Genomic DNA, 15,538 nt, shown 5'->3' on the forward strand with positions numbered 1-15,538 from the left:
ACGCCACGCAACTTCGTAGGTATGTCGACGACCATCTTTCTTATCAGCATGGTGACAGTCGGATTCGGCGCCGTCGATATGTTGATGATTGCGCCCAAAGGCGTCGAGCACATCGCCGCGGTGAGCCAGGGCGACCTGATATACGCGATGTTGAGCGCGTTTTTCCTGGGGGCCGTCGATGTCTTCGGAAGCCGGTTCGCGATGGCGGAGAGTAACGGCGAACGCATACAGCGGCTACCCGCACTTGCGGCGGCATTCGCGGCGATTGTGGTGGTGTACCAGCTTGCTTCAATGATCGTGGCTGCCATCATACCGTCGCTGCTGCGGATGGCTCACCAGCCCAGCCATATTGTCGCGTTGGTATCGGACTATCTGTGGCTCAGGTGCGCCGGGATGGCAGTCGTTATTGTCTATGCTTGTGTCGCAGAGGCACTGAAAGTCAGCGGGCGGAAGAATCATTCGTTGGTGTTTCTGATCATCGGATTTTCGATCAATGTGCTCCTGGACTGGGCCTTTCTCTACACTCGGGTGCGGGCGATTTTCTCCTCACCTGAGCAGGCGGTGGCCGTAGCCACGGTTCTCGCCCAGATCATCATGACAGTTCTGGCTCTCGGAGCATTCATATGGGTTGTCCGTTCCGAGATGCTTTCCGCTAAGGTGCCGGTTCGAGAAGCAGTCCGTCGTGAATTCCCCGGCGCCATCAGCGCGGCAACGGGTATCGGTGTCCGCCACCTCAATGACTATGTCGGTTCTGTCCTCCCCGTCATGTTCATCGGCACACTGGGCGCGGCCGAACTCGCGGCTGCCGGCATCGCCGCCAAGATCTACACCCTCTTCTGCCGCGTCCCGCAAGCGTGCGTGTCGGCCGCGTTCGTGTTCTACTGCTACGCGCTGGGACGCCGCGAAGCTGACCTCGCCGGTACACGTCGGCGGCTGCTGGCGTACTCAGCCGTGCCCACAGCGGTATTCGCTGTAGCGACCCTGCTGCTTTCAGGGCCGCTCGTATCCGTCTTCAGCGGCGCCGGAACGGATCGGCATCTGGCCGAGTCCGTACTGTGGGCCTTTCTGATCCCATTGCCGGCATATTTGATTCAAGCGTTCTACGGTGACATGCTCGCCGCGCACCAGAGCGGCGTGGCACTGTCGCTCACCTCAACGGTAACAACCTATGTGCTGACTATTCCGCTGGCGGCATACAGCGTATTTGTACTCCATTCGCCCTTCCTCGCGATTCTTGCGTGCGGCGTAGAAATGGTGGTCCTTGCGACTCTGTTCGCAAGACTGGTACTCAGACATGACGATATCCTCAAGGAGGTGAACCATGCGCAGTCTGCCGGTTTTTCGTCACCATCCGGACAAGTCATACCTCGATCTGGGCCCCGTCGGCTCCTTTAGGTGGAACATCGAACCGGTAGTATGCGGCATCCGGAAAATGGAGTACTTCAACCAGAAGATGCAGCGCACCTTAGAAGTACCGGTGAGCGCCACTCCTGCCGTAATCGGTACGATCGGCACGGTCGTTGCCAGTGACGATGGATATGTGCGTTTCTACAGCGCCGACCTCGCGAAAGTATATTGGGAGCGTCGTCTGAACAGCGGGGTATACGCGTCACTCGTTGTCGATCCGGCTCGTGAATGGATTATCGTGGCGGCCACCAGTGGAATGATCCTGGCACTCGATCTGCGCGGCACGGTGCAGTGGATTGCGGAAACCGGCATACCGATTTACGCGACACCGATTCTGTTGCCAGACAGTGACATGTTGGTGATCGCCGGTTTCCGGTCGCACTGCCTTGGGCTGGACGTGGGCACCGGCAGCACAGTTTTCGATCGCGCTCTGCCTGCTCCCTGGCATGAGACCCACCGCAGCACTGCTGCGTATCGTGATCCCTACGCCAGCCCTGTCGCGATGACCAACGATTCGGTTGTCGTCTGCTGTGCCGAACACGTACTCGCATTCACCGCCGACGGTTCGGAGTTGTGGCGCCGCGAGCTCGAACACGCCGTCAAGGCCTCGCCGGTAATGGTCGAGACCACGGGCGAAATGGTGGTATGCACGGTGGATGGCGGCTGTCATTTCATCAGCACGACCGGGGAGTTGACAGGCACCTGGCCGATGAACGCCAAGGTTGTCGCCAGTCCCGCGCTGTCCGGCGATATCATAGCCGTCGGCTCACAGTCCGACGTCGTCGTGGGACTTAATATTCATTCGCGTGAACCCCAGTGGACCTCGATGGTGGGCGGCCCGCGGTCCTATACATCGATGACAGTGCTGCCCTCGGGCGACTTTCTGTGTACTAACGGACGCGGTAACGTGCTCTGTCTCGGTCGCGACCACGGGCAATTCGTCTGGGAGACGAGTCAGGTACTCGGCCTGCCCGAGCACGAGCCCGATATGGACATCACGCCTATCGCGGGTCCGGATGGAAATCTCTACTGCGCGTCCTATTCCGGATATGTGTACAGATTCCTTTTCCGGACGAGAAATGAAGGAGAAGAGTAGTGTCGATCCACGAGCTGGATATCGAAGGACGACCCGCTGTCGCCGATATAGAAGAGTCGCTGAATCGCATGATGGGGCGACTGAGATCGATCTTGGCGGCTCCGGTTCTCACCGAGCGCGGAATGGTCGAGATGATGTCCATTTACAATAACGTCGCATACGTATTTCTCTATCTCGACGCCGTCGACGACAACGCGACGGCGAACCGATTACGACCGCTGCGCGGGCAGTTCTACGACGACGAGGCACTCAACAGAGCGATCCTGGCGAAACTGTGTGTGCTGCGTTGCGCTGACCCTGAAGCCGAGGCGTCCCGATCGGACTACATCCAAAAACTCGAAGAATCAGGGCGTGGCGGCGCCGACCATGCACACGACATCGAAGGGCACCTGGACCGAGCGAAAGCGATCCTCGACCGCCGCGATGGAGAACGCCGAGCGTTGATCTCAAGGCTCGGAGTCGGGAATTTCACCGGACGCGCCGAATCCGCATTCTACCAACTGTCGAGTCTGACTGAGAAGGCAGAACGGCGCCGCAAATTGGCATTGGTATGGGGAACCTGCACCAGTCGGCATAGCGTCGAGCTCGCCGATATCGTCGACGAGATGGTCACCGTCCGACGTCGGCGCTGCGCCGAAGCGGGTTTCGACTCGGTGCTGCAGCAGACCATGTCGCGTTGCCGGGTCTCCAAGGTTCAGGTAAGTCACTTTCTCGACGAATTTCTCGGTACGGCATTGCAGCGCTTCGAAGCATTGGTCGATGAGATAGAATCTTCAGTCGGTACTGATTCGCAGCCACTCGACCATTTCGGTTATCTGCTCAAGAGCGGAATCCGGTCAATACCTCCGCTCTACAGCCTCGACAAGTGCATGAGTTACATCTTCCGAGTAGCCGAGAGTGTGTTCGGAATCACCCTGCGCTGGACTGAAGGAACCAGTGACGAAATAATGGTCGCCCACGTGAGCCAAGAGGGCCGGAAAGTCGGCTCCATCAAATTCGATTTGTGGGACCTCGACAGGAAATCTTTCGCTGCGAATCACACCCGTGGAATCCGCAATCGCACCAATTGGGGTGGTATCGAGCAGCGGCCGGTAGCCTACGTGTCGTGCCGGTTCCGTCGGGGTGCCGACGGTATAGGGCGCATCACCTTTCAGAATGTCCACAGCATCTTTCATGAATTCGGTCATGCGGTGAACCATTTGCTGGTGCGGAAGCGTATCTCGTATTTCTCAGGTCTGGAGTATCTTCCGCCGGAGCGCCTGGAGCTCTTGAGTATGTTCTTCGAAAAATGGGTGTTTCACGCCGATTTTGCCGACTACGCCGGAGATCATTCGGACGGTAGCGGCTTGGCGATGTGCCGTGACATAGCCAAGCTCGAGTACCGCCGCACTTATGCCGAGCGGGCTGTGACAGCGATGTTGGACTTTCGGGTGCACGGGTCGAATGAAGGCAGTTTGAAGAGCCACTACGATGCCATCGACAGCCAGTACGGCATAGCACGACATGTGCGATTCGACGATATCGTCGAATATTTCACCTGGCCCATGTATGTGTCCAATCCCGGCGCCAATTTCACTTATCTCTGGGGGGCGGCACGTAGCCTCGAGATGTTTCGCCCGTTCCAGGACTCCACCTTGGATCAGATCGCGGCTTCCGGCCCTCACTCCGAGGCGTTCGCGTCGTGCTTCGACTTCGGAATGACGTCCGAAATACCCGCCGTAGATCACGTCTTCGTATTCTATGACTCGGCAACTCTCGAAGGGCTCGCGACATGACTCTGAATGCCTACGTTACCGCAGTTCTGGGTCCCCGTGATCCGGTACTCGACGGCGTGCTGCGACGATCTTTGATCGAGCAAAACATGCCGACGATAATGATCGACGATTCATCGGGACGGGTACTTGAGATGTTGATCAGAGTGATTAGGCCCCGCCGTGTCCTTGAGATAGGCACCCTGTTCGGATATTCGACGATATATTTGGCACGAGGATTACCGGATGGTGCGAAGGTGACTACAGTGGACTTGAATTCGGAGGTGGTGGCGTTGGCTCGGCGAAATTTCGCTGCAGCCGGAGTCGACGATCGTATCGAGTCTGTGGTCGGTGATGCCGCCGAGTACATGGCCGAAATCGAAGACGACAGCATTGATGTGATTTTCATAGACGGCGAGAAGAAGTCCTATCCGACATATCTTGAGCATGCATTTCGAATTGTGCGGCCCGGAGGTCTGCTGATCGCCGATGATGCCTATGCCGCCGGTGATTACAGGAGTGAGAGCGATGGAGATGACGATGCGCAGCAGCGTTCGGGCATCCACGCCTACAATGCGGCAGTTGGACGCAGTCCGTGTCTGTACTCGGCGCTCTTGGGCACGACCAACGGCATGATGGTCAGCGTCAAACAGTTGATCCCACGGTGACGGGCCGGGCGCTGATAACTGGCGCGAGCAGCGGACTGGGCCTGTATATGGCCAATCGCCTCACCGACCTCGGTTGGGATGTGACAGGATTTGGGCGACGGCCACAGAACGCCATCGAAGGTGACGTGCGGTTCCGCTATTTCAGCGCTGACCTGGCCCGACTCGACTGTGTGGCCAATGTTGCGGGCCGGGTAGCCGGGCCACTGGATCTGATAGTGCATTGCGCTGTCTGCTACCCCCATCACGGCGCTGATATTACGGACTCCGAAGCTGTTTTCCGAGTGAACGCTTTGAACCCGGAAAAGTTGCTTCGTCAACTGGTGTACGACCAGCCTGTCGACCGGTTTCTCTCCGTCGTGGTCGTGAATTCGGAATCAATGTTTCACGCTGATGCGCAGTCCAGCGTTTATGCGGCGAGTAAGGCCGCACTGCGTGTACTGACTGCAGGATTGTCCGAGTCGTGCCGCAACGCAAACGCCAGTATCGCAACCATACTGTTGGGCCCGTTGGCGCATCCGAATAAGATTACCGATCTCGCTTCGATGGCTGATAAGCTTGGAGTCACCATAGAACAGATTACGCGGTTGTTCCTTCGGAAATCGAATCGCGACCTTGTCATTGATGCACTCATCGAATTCGAGCCCTGCGTGGACAGCCTTCTTTACATTTTGAGACTGGGTCGGATCGCGAATGGCATGATGTGCAGGCTCGATGGCGGGTCCGCTGGTTCGTTGATCTGATTACGGGAAATAGAAAACGTCTCGATAGCCTTCGGTGATCGGGTTCGGGATGCGTGGCGTAGCGGGTCCCCAGTTCGAGTCCGCCGACCGGGGGCGCTGGTGTGCTCGCCGTGCCCGCAATGTAGACGTCGCCGTGAATTTGTAGTAGCTTGCCGGTTCATAAGAGCGGGCGGTTGCCCCACGTTGTTTCGAACACGATCGCGAACCATCGGGAACCGACGTTTCAGGACACCGAGAGCCCGTGTACTTCGCGGCCCATCAGGAAGGTGCGGATGGGATCGAAGGTGTTGACGAGTCGGGCAACTTGGCGTGGCGCGAGCGCGTCTCCCACGACCGCGCGGCGGACGAGGTCATCGATGCTGCGCAAGGTGCTCGATCGTCTGGTCGTTGGTGGGTGTGGGTAGAATCTGGGCGTCGGCGTGGCGCAGCTGATCGATCTTGCGGGTGGCGATCTCCGTCTCGGCCTCCGCGATACCAGCGAGGGCACCGGCACAGCCGCTGATTCGGGAGGCCACTTCCACACTGCGAATCATGTTGCTGACGCGTGCAGACTCCTGCTACTGGCGTTCGATGTACTCCTTCCTTATTTCGTCTTGGGCGGCGAGGTGAGGGCGATCAGGAAGTCGCCCGGCCTTGGAACCGGAGGGCACGCAGCAGTTCGATGGCTTCGACGGGTTCTTTATCCTTGGGGTTGAACAGCGACTGGGCATCACGGTGCAGTTGTCGCGATTCGTGGGTGTTTCGCGTGAACAGCCTAAGCAGCTCCACGCGGGCCAAGTCCAGGCTGCACCCGTTCGCTCGGCCCGTACTCCGGGCTCGGCGGAGGGTTTCGTGATGTTACATGTCCACCGCGACATAGAAATTCAGCGAGTCCAGCGCCACCGCTGATCGACGAGCTCAACGACCTCGTCGCCCCCAACGTGATCATCGCGCGAGTCCGGCCCGGCCCCTCAGTCATCCCACGCGGCGGGAGAGCGGCGGTATCGCAAGGACGTGGCACGCCTTGGTTCACTCGAAAGGGGTGAATCGGTCGCTTTCGGATGTTCCTACAGTCGACTGTGTGGCTCTGGGTTGCTCGGCCAGAGGCCGCATCACTGGACCGAGGCTCCGCTGCATCTGCGGCGGAGTCGATCTGCGTGGCGCTATCGCTCATCTCATGGCACATCCGGCCAAGGAGGGTTCGACTATGACGACGTATGCACCGGTCACCATTCAGCAGGCACAGTTCCCGATCGTGGAATCGTTCACCCAGCAGACCGTGACCAACCCGCACTGGCAACTGCTGGGCAGCGCGCGGCTGCACGACGGCAGCCTGGAGCTGACGCCCAACGCCAATTCCCAGGCCGGGACGGCGTTCCTCGATCAGCCGTTCTCGTCCACGCTCGGCGTCACCATCGACTTCGACTACTCGTGCGAGGGAGGGGCCACGCTGGGCGACGGCTTCAGCGTCTATGTGATCGACGGTGCGCACACCACCCAGCCCGGCGGTATCGGCGCCGCGCTCGGCTACTCGATGACGAAAACAGGGTCGGGGCAGATCGTCGCGCCGGGGGTCACTGCCGGGTTCGTCGGCGTCGGCTTCGACAACTATGGCAACTTCGCCACACCCTTGGCCGGTACCGGAGGCGGCGCGCAACGGCCCAACACCGTCGGGGTACGTGGAGCGGGCAGTCTGCGGGAGGGATTCGGCTGGCTCACCGGCGTTACGGTGCCGGGTGGATTCCGCGCGGATTGGGAGCGCGGCGCGCACATCCAGGTCTCCATCATCGGCGGTCGGCTGACCGTTCGGCACGCCGACAAGACCAACCCGAACGGCACCCTGCTGATCGACAATTTCGATCTCGGCGGCGCGAGCGGTCAGCCCCGCGTGCCCGAGACCTTCAAGTTGGGCTTCGCGGCCGGAACCGGCGCCGCGACCGCCTCTCACCGCATCAGGAACCTGAAGGTGACACTGCCCGCGGAAATGCCTCTGGAGATCAGCGGCCCGCAGACGGCACAGTCGGGACATCGGATCACCTACACCATCGGCGTGCAGAACCTCGGCCCCAACGACGCCCCCGACGCCGTGTTGGACGGCACTGTTCCGACCGAGCTGACCGACCTGGAACTGACCTGCCAGGCCGAGAACGGGGCCGTCTGCGGCACCGGTTCGGTTCGCGACGGCTTGCACCTGCCGATCGACCTGCCCAAGGGCGGTAAGGCGGTCATCCAACTGACCGGCACGATCGACCCGCAGTTCGAGGGCCGCCTCACCTGCACCAGCCTCATCACCTCGCCCTCACGCGCCAATACCGCCGAACGGCACTCCGGCTCGGTCACCACCGAGGTCGATCGGCCCCCCGTCACCGTCTCCCCCGTGATCGTCGGGCAGTGGCCCCAGACCTGGCCTGATGACGCGAAGGGATGGGTCATCAGCTACGACCTCACCCTGGCCGCCCATGAGCAGCGGGTGGTGTGGTGGGAGATCCGTTTCGACGTCCCGCCACGAACCCGCATCAATCCCCAGCAGAGTCAGTGGTACCGCGTGATCGAGGACGGCACAGACGGATCGGTCGTGATCACCACGCCGGATGACACCCACACCATCGAGCCCGGCACGCCCCTGACCGTGGCCGTGCAACTGCTCTACCCCTCCCAGCACGAGGCCGGCGACGGCATCCTGCGTAACCTCCACGCCACCGAGGTGACCCGCCCATAGCCCCTGCTACTGCGGTCGGTGTCGATCGCATCGGTATGTGGCCCTCAAGGACGGAAACTGCTCCAGACAATACCGAGCGTCCCGGCGCCGTCCCGCTTGCGCGAAGCCTCGATGCACGTAATTCGTGCCGGGAGTCTCATGCTCCTGGCACGAACCACGCGGTGGTGCGGGATCTTACCTATGAGCGATGAAACCGATGAGTCACCGGTCATGATCGTTCGTGGCCAGCTGCGCCCACCAGCCGCCTCGCCCCTGAAACGCGGGCCGCACGCCGGTGTCGGGCACTGCTGGGTGTGCTCCTACGAGCGCACCATCCGGGTCGCCGAGCACTCGGCGATCGACCGCCTCATCACGCGGGCAGTCGAGAGTGACCGCTCATGGACCGATATCGCGAGGGGTTGCGGTCAGTTTCCGTCGCCCTGCTGCACGTATTCCGGCGGGTCCGGCGCAGCGGGACAGGATCTCGAGCACTGCTGGGTGGGCGATTCTCGGGCCGAGGACGCGTTCGAGGGCCGGATCGATGCCCGTGAGCAGGCCGCGGATGCGCATGCTGGCGCGGGTTGCCTCGCCTGCGAGGTCGTCGTCGTAGCCGACCAGGACGCCCAGCTCGGTCAGTGCTTCGTCGCCGACGTCGACGCGGCGCAGTGTGTGCGGCATGGTGCGGGCGGCGTCGGCGATGATGAACGCGTCCCGGGCATCGGTCTTGGCGTGGCCTGGGTAGAGGTCGGCGATGCGGCGCATGGCCAGGCCAGGAAGGTAGGCCACGTCGTGTCCGCCGTCGCGGGCCACGGTGACCGGCAGAGCGCCGATCGTGTTCGGCTGGTCGACCACGATCAGGAGCGGTCCGTGTGCGGCGAGTTTGTCGAAGACGGCCCGCAGCTTGGATTCGTCATTGGGCAAGGCTTTGTCGAACAGGTGCTCACCGGCCGGGTCGAGCCCGACAGCGTGGTGTTCACCTTTGCCCACGTCGACGCCGCAGAACACGGCGTAGCCCGGCTGTCACGTCCTGGTTCCTTCGGTCAGCACGAGCAGTCACTGATCGGGCATCGGCGGCCGGCACCCCCGTTACGAAGAGACCCGAAATGCGGCCCTGTCCCTATCAGCGGTCCATCCGATGCAACCGGCACCCGGCGACACCACCCCCCGGATCACTCGAAAGATAGTAGGGGCAAGAAGTCATAGCGGGTCCGGCGACCGCGGCCGTGGATCGGACCCATGAGAAAGGTCGCGAAGGCAAGCCGGAACCGCTGTCGGGTGTGGCCTGACCGATCTCCTGCCCGCTCCGGCTGCGTGCGCCGCAGATCCGTACACCAAGGTCGTCAGATCAGCTCTTGCGGAAGTGTTAACGACGGGACGAGTGTTGCCAAGTCCAGTTCGATGTGTTTGCCGTGAACACGAACGAATTCCGCGAGGTGAAACCGGTTGCAGGTCCGAAGCGTTGATCGAACCGGGTCCTGGTGTGAGGAGACGATCGAGCAAGTGCCCACGCGATCGTCGACGTAGATCTCTGGAGGAACCGGACCGGCAGCGCACCGACGACGAAAAGCTGCGCATGCCGTCCGCTTTCATCGAGCGCCAAGTGAACCAGATCGGAGGCGATACCGCGTTCGCGCATGGCGTCGGCGCCCTTCCGCTGCGCGACTTCGAACTCGGCAATCCGACGATTCGTTTCCAGATCGAACGGCCGCGACCGATCATTTCCCGCTCCGAGAGAGGGCCGTTGAACGACAACCTCGCCTTCTTCCAAGATGGCGGGTAGCACGCGCGCGATGACGGCCGCGTGAATGACGTCGTTGAGGCGCCCGACATGTGCGCGCACAGCCAGTGCTGCGTCGAGAAGGTCGTCGCTGAATCCGTACTCGATCGTCACCGCACGACTCGATGCAGATCCCGCATGATGGAAGGCAGCCTCCGCGTCAGCGAGGTGCGCTGTCAGGTCGTGGTCGGCGAGAAACCGTGACAGCGTTCCGGACGACTCGGCCAATCCATTGCTGCCACTGGACCCGTCGGAGGACGCCGCTCGGACAGTTTCGGTCCGTGGCGGCGTGTAGACGCTGGTCGCAATGCGGCGAGGGCTCGATGCGAGGTGTACGACGAGCGCGGCAACCCGGTGATCTCTTGATACACCTGCTTGGGGCATAGCGTTTGTCGCCCACGACCACCCAATGCTCGCGGATCGGCTCAGGTTCGTCCTTGCCGACCATCTCGAACATCAAAGACCCGATTACATCATCCATGGCCCGAGAGGTTTCCCTACCACTGGCGGGCACAGCAACCCATCGCCATCGAATGCCATCACCTGACAGATGATCAGCGGCACTATCGATGTTCGCGAGAGAACCCGCGAAAAGCGGTATGTGCGGATGTTCACTCGGTCCGGCAGATGATCTTGAAGTCGCCAATCGGATCGGCATGACCGACCGGGCCGCAAGAACGAGCAGCCCTCGCGCCGGGCCGCGCGCGAATCTGCACCGCGTGCCACGCGCCACGACTCAACGTATGACCGCTCCGGACTTGACCTCGGCTCGTCGCAGGGGTCGCCTCGACCGCGGCCTTGCAATGCCGCGAACCAAATCCGTGGCTGAGCAGCTGCGTCGCCCAGTAATATCCGCAGCCTACTGACGGAAGGTCCAGGGTGAGTCTGGTGAAACGCAAAGGTGTTCCCGATGGCATCTAGTTTCGACCTCGCCGCTTTGGCCACTACGGCGCGGCGGAACGGATTTGCAGTCGCGACAGCTCGCCCATTCCAGATCGAACTCCTGCGTACACCGCCGAACTGGAGGAAAGTTCCGACACGCAAGGGCGATTCCGCAGTGTCAACACTGCGTCCGACTTCCGCCCAAGCCGCGAAGCCACGATCACTCAGCGCGACCACCGGTTTGGACGCTCAGCCGCTGCATACCGACGGTGCTCACCTCCGGGTGCCTCCCGACATCGTGCTTCTCTACGCAGAACAATCATCGACGACACCCACGATGCTCCTGCGTAATCCCCTGCAAGATTCCCCGAGACGCGACGGCACGGCTGGGGTGTTCCTGGTGAACGGCGGCGACGATCGGTTCCTCGCCACCGCATACGACTACGGGCACGGCCTCCGTTTCGACCCGGGCTGCATGACCCCTCAAGACCAGCGAGCACGCGAGATCACGCAGGTCATCGCCGCCGCCGAGGCGCGCGCCGAGGCGCACATCTGGTCCGAGCCGAACACCGTGCTGGTCATCGACAACACCAGAGTGCTCCATGGACGAGCAGCAGTGGCCACTGGCGATGAGGACCGTGCACTGATCCGGATCGCGTTCAACACCAAGGGAGCCTCGTGAGCGACACCTACAACGCTGAGGCGCTGTGGCTCAAAGCAAAACTTTTCCTCAACCATGCCATGGATGACGACGGAGTGCGGACCTTCGACGAGCAGGCCCTCTGGGCTGCGCTCGCGCTCGAACTGCTCGCGAAAGCAGCGCTGTCGCGGCACTCCGGTGCTCATCGCCGCACCCAACGAGGACGGCGGGAACCTGCTCGCCGCCGTCGGCCTCACCAAGGCCGACCGATTCGTGTCAGTACCGGCAAAGACCTTGATCTCACGATGCAGCAAGGCGTTCCCGCCATTCAGCGAACGGGAGTCGTCGTTGATTATCCAGGCGCGAAACGAGTACCTGCACGGAGGTGCCGCCGTGTACACGAAGCTGCCCGCCAGCGCCTGGTGGCCGAAGTACTGGTCACAGGTAGCGATCCTGGTCCTGGTCCAAGACCGCACCATCGAAGATCTGGTCGGCGCCGACCGCGTGGAGATCGTCGAGACATACCTTGCCACGAACAAGCAGAACATCGAGCACCGTGCACAGACCTTGATCGGACGCGCCCAGCAACGATATGCCCAAATACGTTCCGGCAACGTATCTGTGAAGGACGCAGCCGAGTGGGCCCGTTTTCCGGATCGCACCGCAGGGCTTGAGTATCGCGATGCCGCCGGATGCCCATCATGCGGTGAGGAAGGGACCGTCGAAGGTGACTACATCATCGAACGAGACCGGAACTACGAACGGATCTCCGAAGACGACTACGACGTCTGGGACAAACTCACCGTGAGCGCCGAGTACTTCAGCTGCCCATATTGCCAACTCGTACTCGACGGCGCCGAGCTCGTTGCCGCAGCCGGCCTCGAAGAGACCTTCTGCATAAAAGATGACGATCCCGACACTCACCTCGAACTGGAGTATGGCAACGACTGAGCCCAACAGCCTCCCCACCGCCAAGCCGACTGACACCAAGTCCTATTCATGGGCTGACGAACACTACCGGCCCAGCTCAGCTGGCTTAACAAGTGCGGCGGCGGCCTGCGCGGTGAGGTCACCGACCGGGCCGCGTCGCGGCGTGACGGTCGCGGTCACCGGCCGATGAGCGGGCGCCACAGGGTGCCATCACGATGCTGCACGCGGATCCCGGTGCCGGCCAGGTCGGACAGGGCGGCGCTTACCGGCTCGACGATCTCCTCGCCGGGTTCGTCGAGATCGTCGTGCGAGGTCAGGTCCTTCCACAGCGGCTGGCAGCTGGCACAGCGCGCGTGGGTAAGCCTTGGCGGGCGACTCACCGCAGGCCTTTTGTGGGATTCTGAGTTCGATCTTGTTGATACGCTCGGCCGCACTCAGCGTTCCGCCGCCGACTGCACGTGCTGGCTGGACAGGCAGTCCTGCAGTTGCACCGGCCGACGCATCGGCCGGACCCGCTGGATTCAGTGACATTTTCGTGCGGCTTGATCACTGACACTTTCGTGCCGCCTTGCAGCGGGGCAGTCGCCACACCGCTGCATACCGGCGTGCACAGCATAACCCCTGGTCGGCAAACCCGTGGAACGAAGTCGAACAGGACTGCAGGTCTGCGGTGGCGTGTTCGTGGCGGGGATTCGCCGGGCTGCAAATAACATGCTCGAATGCGCACCGCGCTCGGTAGAGATGTCGGCACCGACCTGCCAGCCACGGCGTGAACGCGAGCACCGCGCGGTCCAGGCGCCGACCGCGGCTCGCGGGTCACCGCCTGCGTGCGTTGCAGCCTCGCCGCAGGCGAACGTGGTCAGCGGTGAAGCGAGTTGTGATGTCCGCCGTGTTCTGGCAGGCGGTGATCGGGCTCGCCACCGCGGGCCGCGATCACGGCGGTGGTCATCTCATCGCGCACCCTGGCCGCGAGCAACGAGCAGTTCGAGGCGCAGCAGCAGCGGCGGCGGCGGCAGCAGCAGGCTAGCGAACGGTTCTCCCGAGCGATCGACCCAACTCAGCTCCGACAAACTGGAGAACCGCGTCGGCGCCATGTATTCAACTCGAACAACTCGGCCTTGATCCCTCAACGCATCAACCCACGGTGCTTGAGGTGATCACGGCCTACGTTCGCGTTCACGTACCGAACGGCGCGGGGGCGTGCTCCGTACGGCCGGTGGATCCGAGATCCGCGGTCGGTCCTCGCTTTCACAGCGATGAGCCGACTGCGATGCCTTCCAGCTTTCAGTGCGGGCAGTTTGGTGCCGAGAGACATCGACACCGCCGTCGCGGTGTTGAGCGGGCCACTGGCTGGGGACCTGGCTAGCAGGGTCGGAAAGCACCAGTTGTTGGACCTTTCTGGTATCTGCCTTACGTGGTTGTACCGTCCTGGGGGTGATCTCGCGGGCGTGTCGTTTCTCTTTGCCGACCTGACGGCGGCCATGTTCGCCGGAGTGGACCTGACCCATGCAGGGTTTGATACGGCGGACTTGACGGACGCTGTCTTCCTCAGCTCGAATCTCGACAGGGCGACCCTTAAATATGTGGACGCTGATCACGCCGATTTCTCGTATGCCCGCCTCACCGGCGCCGACCTGACCGGCGCAGACCTGACTCAGGCGAGGCTGACCGGCGCAGACCTTGCCAAGGCCAACTTGACCGGTGCAATCCTCACCGGCGCAGACTTGACCGGCGCCAACTTGGCCGACGTGATCTATGACGAGCCGACCATATGGCCGACGGGGGTTCGAACCGCCCCGGCGATAGTTGTCGAAACGCCCGCGCTGCGATTCGGTCCAGCGCGCCGCCACCGGCCGCAGGGCCAGCCGGCCCGCCGGGTCTGCACGTGCGTGGGACTTGAGAGACCCGGCGCTAAGCGAATTGACTGCAGTGGTGTGTTCGTTCCGATAGCGGGCGGGCAGCAGGACGCCTGCGGTTATCCCCGTCGGCTACGCGTGGTCAAGGCTCAGCGGCATCGCCTCCGACGCCACCACTCTGCTCGTGCACCCCGGGCGGCCGATACGGTGTCTTGATCACGAAGCGGTATGTCGGACTGCGTGCGGTATGACCGAGCCTGGATGATGTCGTAGTGACCGAAGTACTGATCGCCGATGATTCGCTACGCACCTTGTTCATCGAAATGCTTTGGAAAGACACAGTTCTCGCCAGCGGAACAGGGTTCTACTACGACTGCGGTGATCGCCACTTCCTGATCACGGCGTGGCACAACTTGTCCGGGCGACATTCCCAAACCGGCGAGTACCTCTGCAGCCATTCTGTCGAGCCCACAGTTGTTCGCGTGCACAACCGTCATCTCGATGAGACCCTAGTGCAGGTGCGTGACCTGCCGGTCGTCGACGACGAGGGACGGCCACTTTGGTTGGAGCATCCACGCTTGGGACTCGATGTTGCCGCTCTGCCCTATGACTTCGATGAGGTCGCCCTCTACACACCGTGGAAGATGGAAGATCCTGCCCTGTATCGGAACCGGTTGTGGGTAACGGAAGAGGTCGCCATCGTGGGCTATCCCTACGGTCTGAAAGGCGGCGCCGATCTACCGCTCTGGGTCCGGGGAACCATCGCTTCCGATCCACACATCCCCTACCGTGGCATGCCGCTGTTCCTGGTCGACAGTCGGACGCGGAAAGGGCAATCCGGCTCTCCAGTGCTGCTGTTCTACCGCCCTGGCACTCAAGTCCCCGAACACGCACCCGACGGGTGGGGCTATCGCTTTCACCGCACGCCGGTTTCGCGGCTGGTCGGGGTGTATTCGGGCCGAGTCAGCGGCGAGTCCGACCTCGGATATGTCTGGACCATCGAGGCTGTGAACGAGCTCTGCCGCGAGGGTGTGTGCGGAACATACGATCCGCCGTTGGCTTCAATGCTGAGCTGACCTCTCAGTCCAGATCTCAGTGATGGCGGTCGCGGCGG

14 protein-coding genes and 1 pseudogene are annotated in these 15,538 nt (G+C 61.9%); 10 read left to right on the forward strand and 5 right to left on the reverse strand.

Features of this window, described 5'->3' with window-relative positions:
* The first annotated feature begins 21 nt into the window (after positions 1-21).
* From ABZ803_RS19890 to ABZ803_RS19910, 5 genes are read left to right on the forward strand one after another with little or no spacing between them, the layout of a single operon-like run.
* On the forward strand, positions 22-1,395 hold the full coding sequence (locus tag ABZ803_RS19890) for an MATE family efflux transporter (RefSeq protein ID WP_357040047.1): 1,374 nt from the start codon (positions 22-24) through the stop codon (positions 1,393-1,395).
* Positions 1,322-2,503 (forward strand): PQQ-binding-like beta-propeller repeat protein, encoded by a 1,182-nt coding sequence (locus ABZ803_RS19895; protein WP_357040050.1) that lies wholly within the window; start codon positions 1,322-1,324, stop codon positions 2,501-2,503. Before ABZ803_RS19890 ends, ABZ803_RS19895 begins: the two co-directional genes overlap by 74 nt.
* Positions 2,503-4,278: a M3 family metallopeptidase gene (locus ABZ803_RS19900; protein WP_357040053.1), complete on the forward strand. Its 1,776-nt coding sequence runs from the start codon at positions 2,503-2,505 to the stop codon at positions 4,276-4,278. Before ABZ803_RS19895 ends, ABZ803_RS19900 begins: the two co-directional genes overlap by 1 nt.
* A complete protein-coding gene (locus ABZ803_RS19905) occupies positions 4,275-4,922 on the forward strand; it encodes an O-methyltransferase (RefSeq protein WP_357040056.1) in 648 nt (215 codons plus the stop codon). The genes ABZ803_RS19900 and ABZ803_RS19905 overlap by 4 nt, the downstream gene beginning before the upstream one ends.
* A complete protein-coding gene (locus ABZ803_RS19910; protein ID WP_357040059.1) occupies positions 4,850-5,662 on the forward strand; it encodes an SDR family NAD(P)-dependent oxidoreductase in 813 nt (270 codons plus the stop codon). The genes ABZ803_RS19905 and ABZ803_RS19910 overlap by 73 nt, the downstream gene beginning before the upstream one ends.
* A 223-nt stretch (positions 5,663-5,885) precedes the next feature.
* Here ABZ803_RS19910 and ABZ803_RS19915 read toward each other — a convergent pair whose 3' ends face one another.
* The gene (locus ABZ803_RS19915) at positions 5,886-6,029 is read right to left on the reverse strand and encodes a hypothetical protein (protein WP_357040062.1); all 144 of its coding nucleotides are present in this window, start codon (positions 6,027-6,029) and stop codon (positions 5,886-5,888) included.
* A complete protein-coding gene (locus tag ABZ803_RS19920) occupies positions 6,013-6,183 on the reverse strand; it encodes a hypothetical protein (RefSeq protein ID WP_357040065.1) in 171 nt (56 codons plus the stop codon). Before ABZ803_RS19920 ends, ABZ803_RS19915 begins: the two co-directional genes overlap by 17 nt.
* Before the next feature lie 665 nt (positions 6,184-6,848).
* On the opposite strand from ABZ803_RS19920, the gene ABZ803_RS19925 reads away from it, so the two are divergent.
* Complete coding sequence (locus ABZ803_RS19925; protein ID WP_357040068.1) at positions 6,849-8,360, forward strand: hypothetical protein; 1,512 nt, start codon at positions 6,849-6,851, stop codon at positions 8,358-8,360.
* 399 nt (positions 8,361-8,759) lie between these two features.
* Here ABZ803_RS19925 and ABZ803_RS19930 read toward each other — a convergent pair.
* Positions 8,760-9,344, reverse strand: a pseudogene (locus ABZ803_RS19930) (IS110 family transposase); the annotation flags it as partial.
* Between the two features lie 358 nt (positions 9,345-9,702).
* A complete protein-coding gene (locus ABZ803_RS19935) occupies positions 9,703-10,230 on the reverse strand; it encodes a hypothetical protein (RefSeq protein ID WP_357040071.1) in 528 nt (175 codons plus the stop codon).
* A 1,168-nt stretch (positions 10,231-11,398) separates the two neighbouring features.
* Between ABZ803_RS19935 and ABZ803_RS19940 the strand changes: the two genes are divergently transcribed.
* Both ABZ803_RS19940 and ABZ803_RS19945 read left to right on the forward strand, forming a co-directional pair.
* Positions 11,399-11,680, forward strand: coding sequence for a hypothetical protein (locus ABZ803_RS19940; protein ID WP_357040074.1), 282 nt, complete (start codon positions 11,399-11,401; stop codon positions 11,678-11,680).
* 156 nt (positions 11,681-11,836) lie between these two features.
* Entirely contained in the window at positions 11,837-12,589 is a 753-nt protein-coding gene (locus ABZ803_RS19945; protein ID WP_357040077.1) for a hypothetical protein, read from the forward strand.
* A 155-nt stretch (positions 12,590-12,744) separates the two neighbouring features.
* On the opposite strand, the gene ABZ803_RS19950 is transcribed toward ABZ803_RS19945, so the two are convergent.
* Complete coding sequence (locus tag ABZ803_RS19950; protein WP_357040080.1) at positions 12,745-12,948, reverse strand: hypothetical protein; 204 nt, start codon at positions 12,946-12,948, stop codon at positions 12,745-12,747.
* Between the two features lie 1,068 nt (positions 12,949-14,016).
* Here ABZ803_RS19950 and ABZ803_RS19955 point away from each other — a divergent pair.
* The gene (locus ABZ803_RS19955; RefSeq protein ID WP_357040083.1) at positions 14,017-14,640 is read left to right on the forward strand and encodes a pentapeptide repeat-containing protein; all 624 of its coding nucleotides are present in this window, start codon (positions 14,017-14,019) and stop codon (positions 14,638-14,640) included.
* Between the two features lie 56 nt (positions 14,641-14,696).
* A complete protein-coding gene (locus ABZ803_RS19960; RefSeq protein WP_357040086.1) occupies positions 14,697-15,500 on the forward strand; it encodes a trypsin-like peptidase domain-containing protein in 804 nt (267 codons plus the stop codon).
* The last annotated feature ends 38 nt before the right edge of the window (positions 15,501-15,538 follow it).

The sequence above is a fragment of the Nocardia sp. NPDC047648 genome, assembly GCF_040642815.1.
Classification (GTDB): domain Bacteria; phylum Actinomycetota; class Actinomycetes; order Mycobacteriales; family Mycobacteriaceae; genus Nocardia; species Nocardia gamkensis.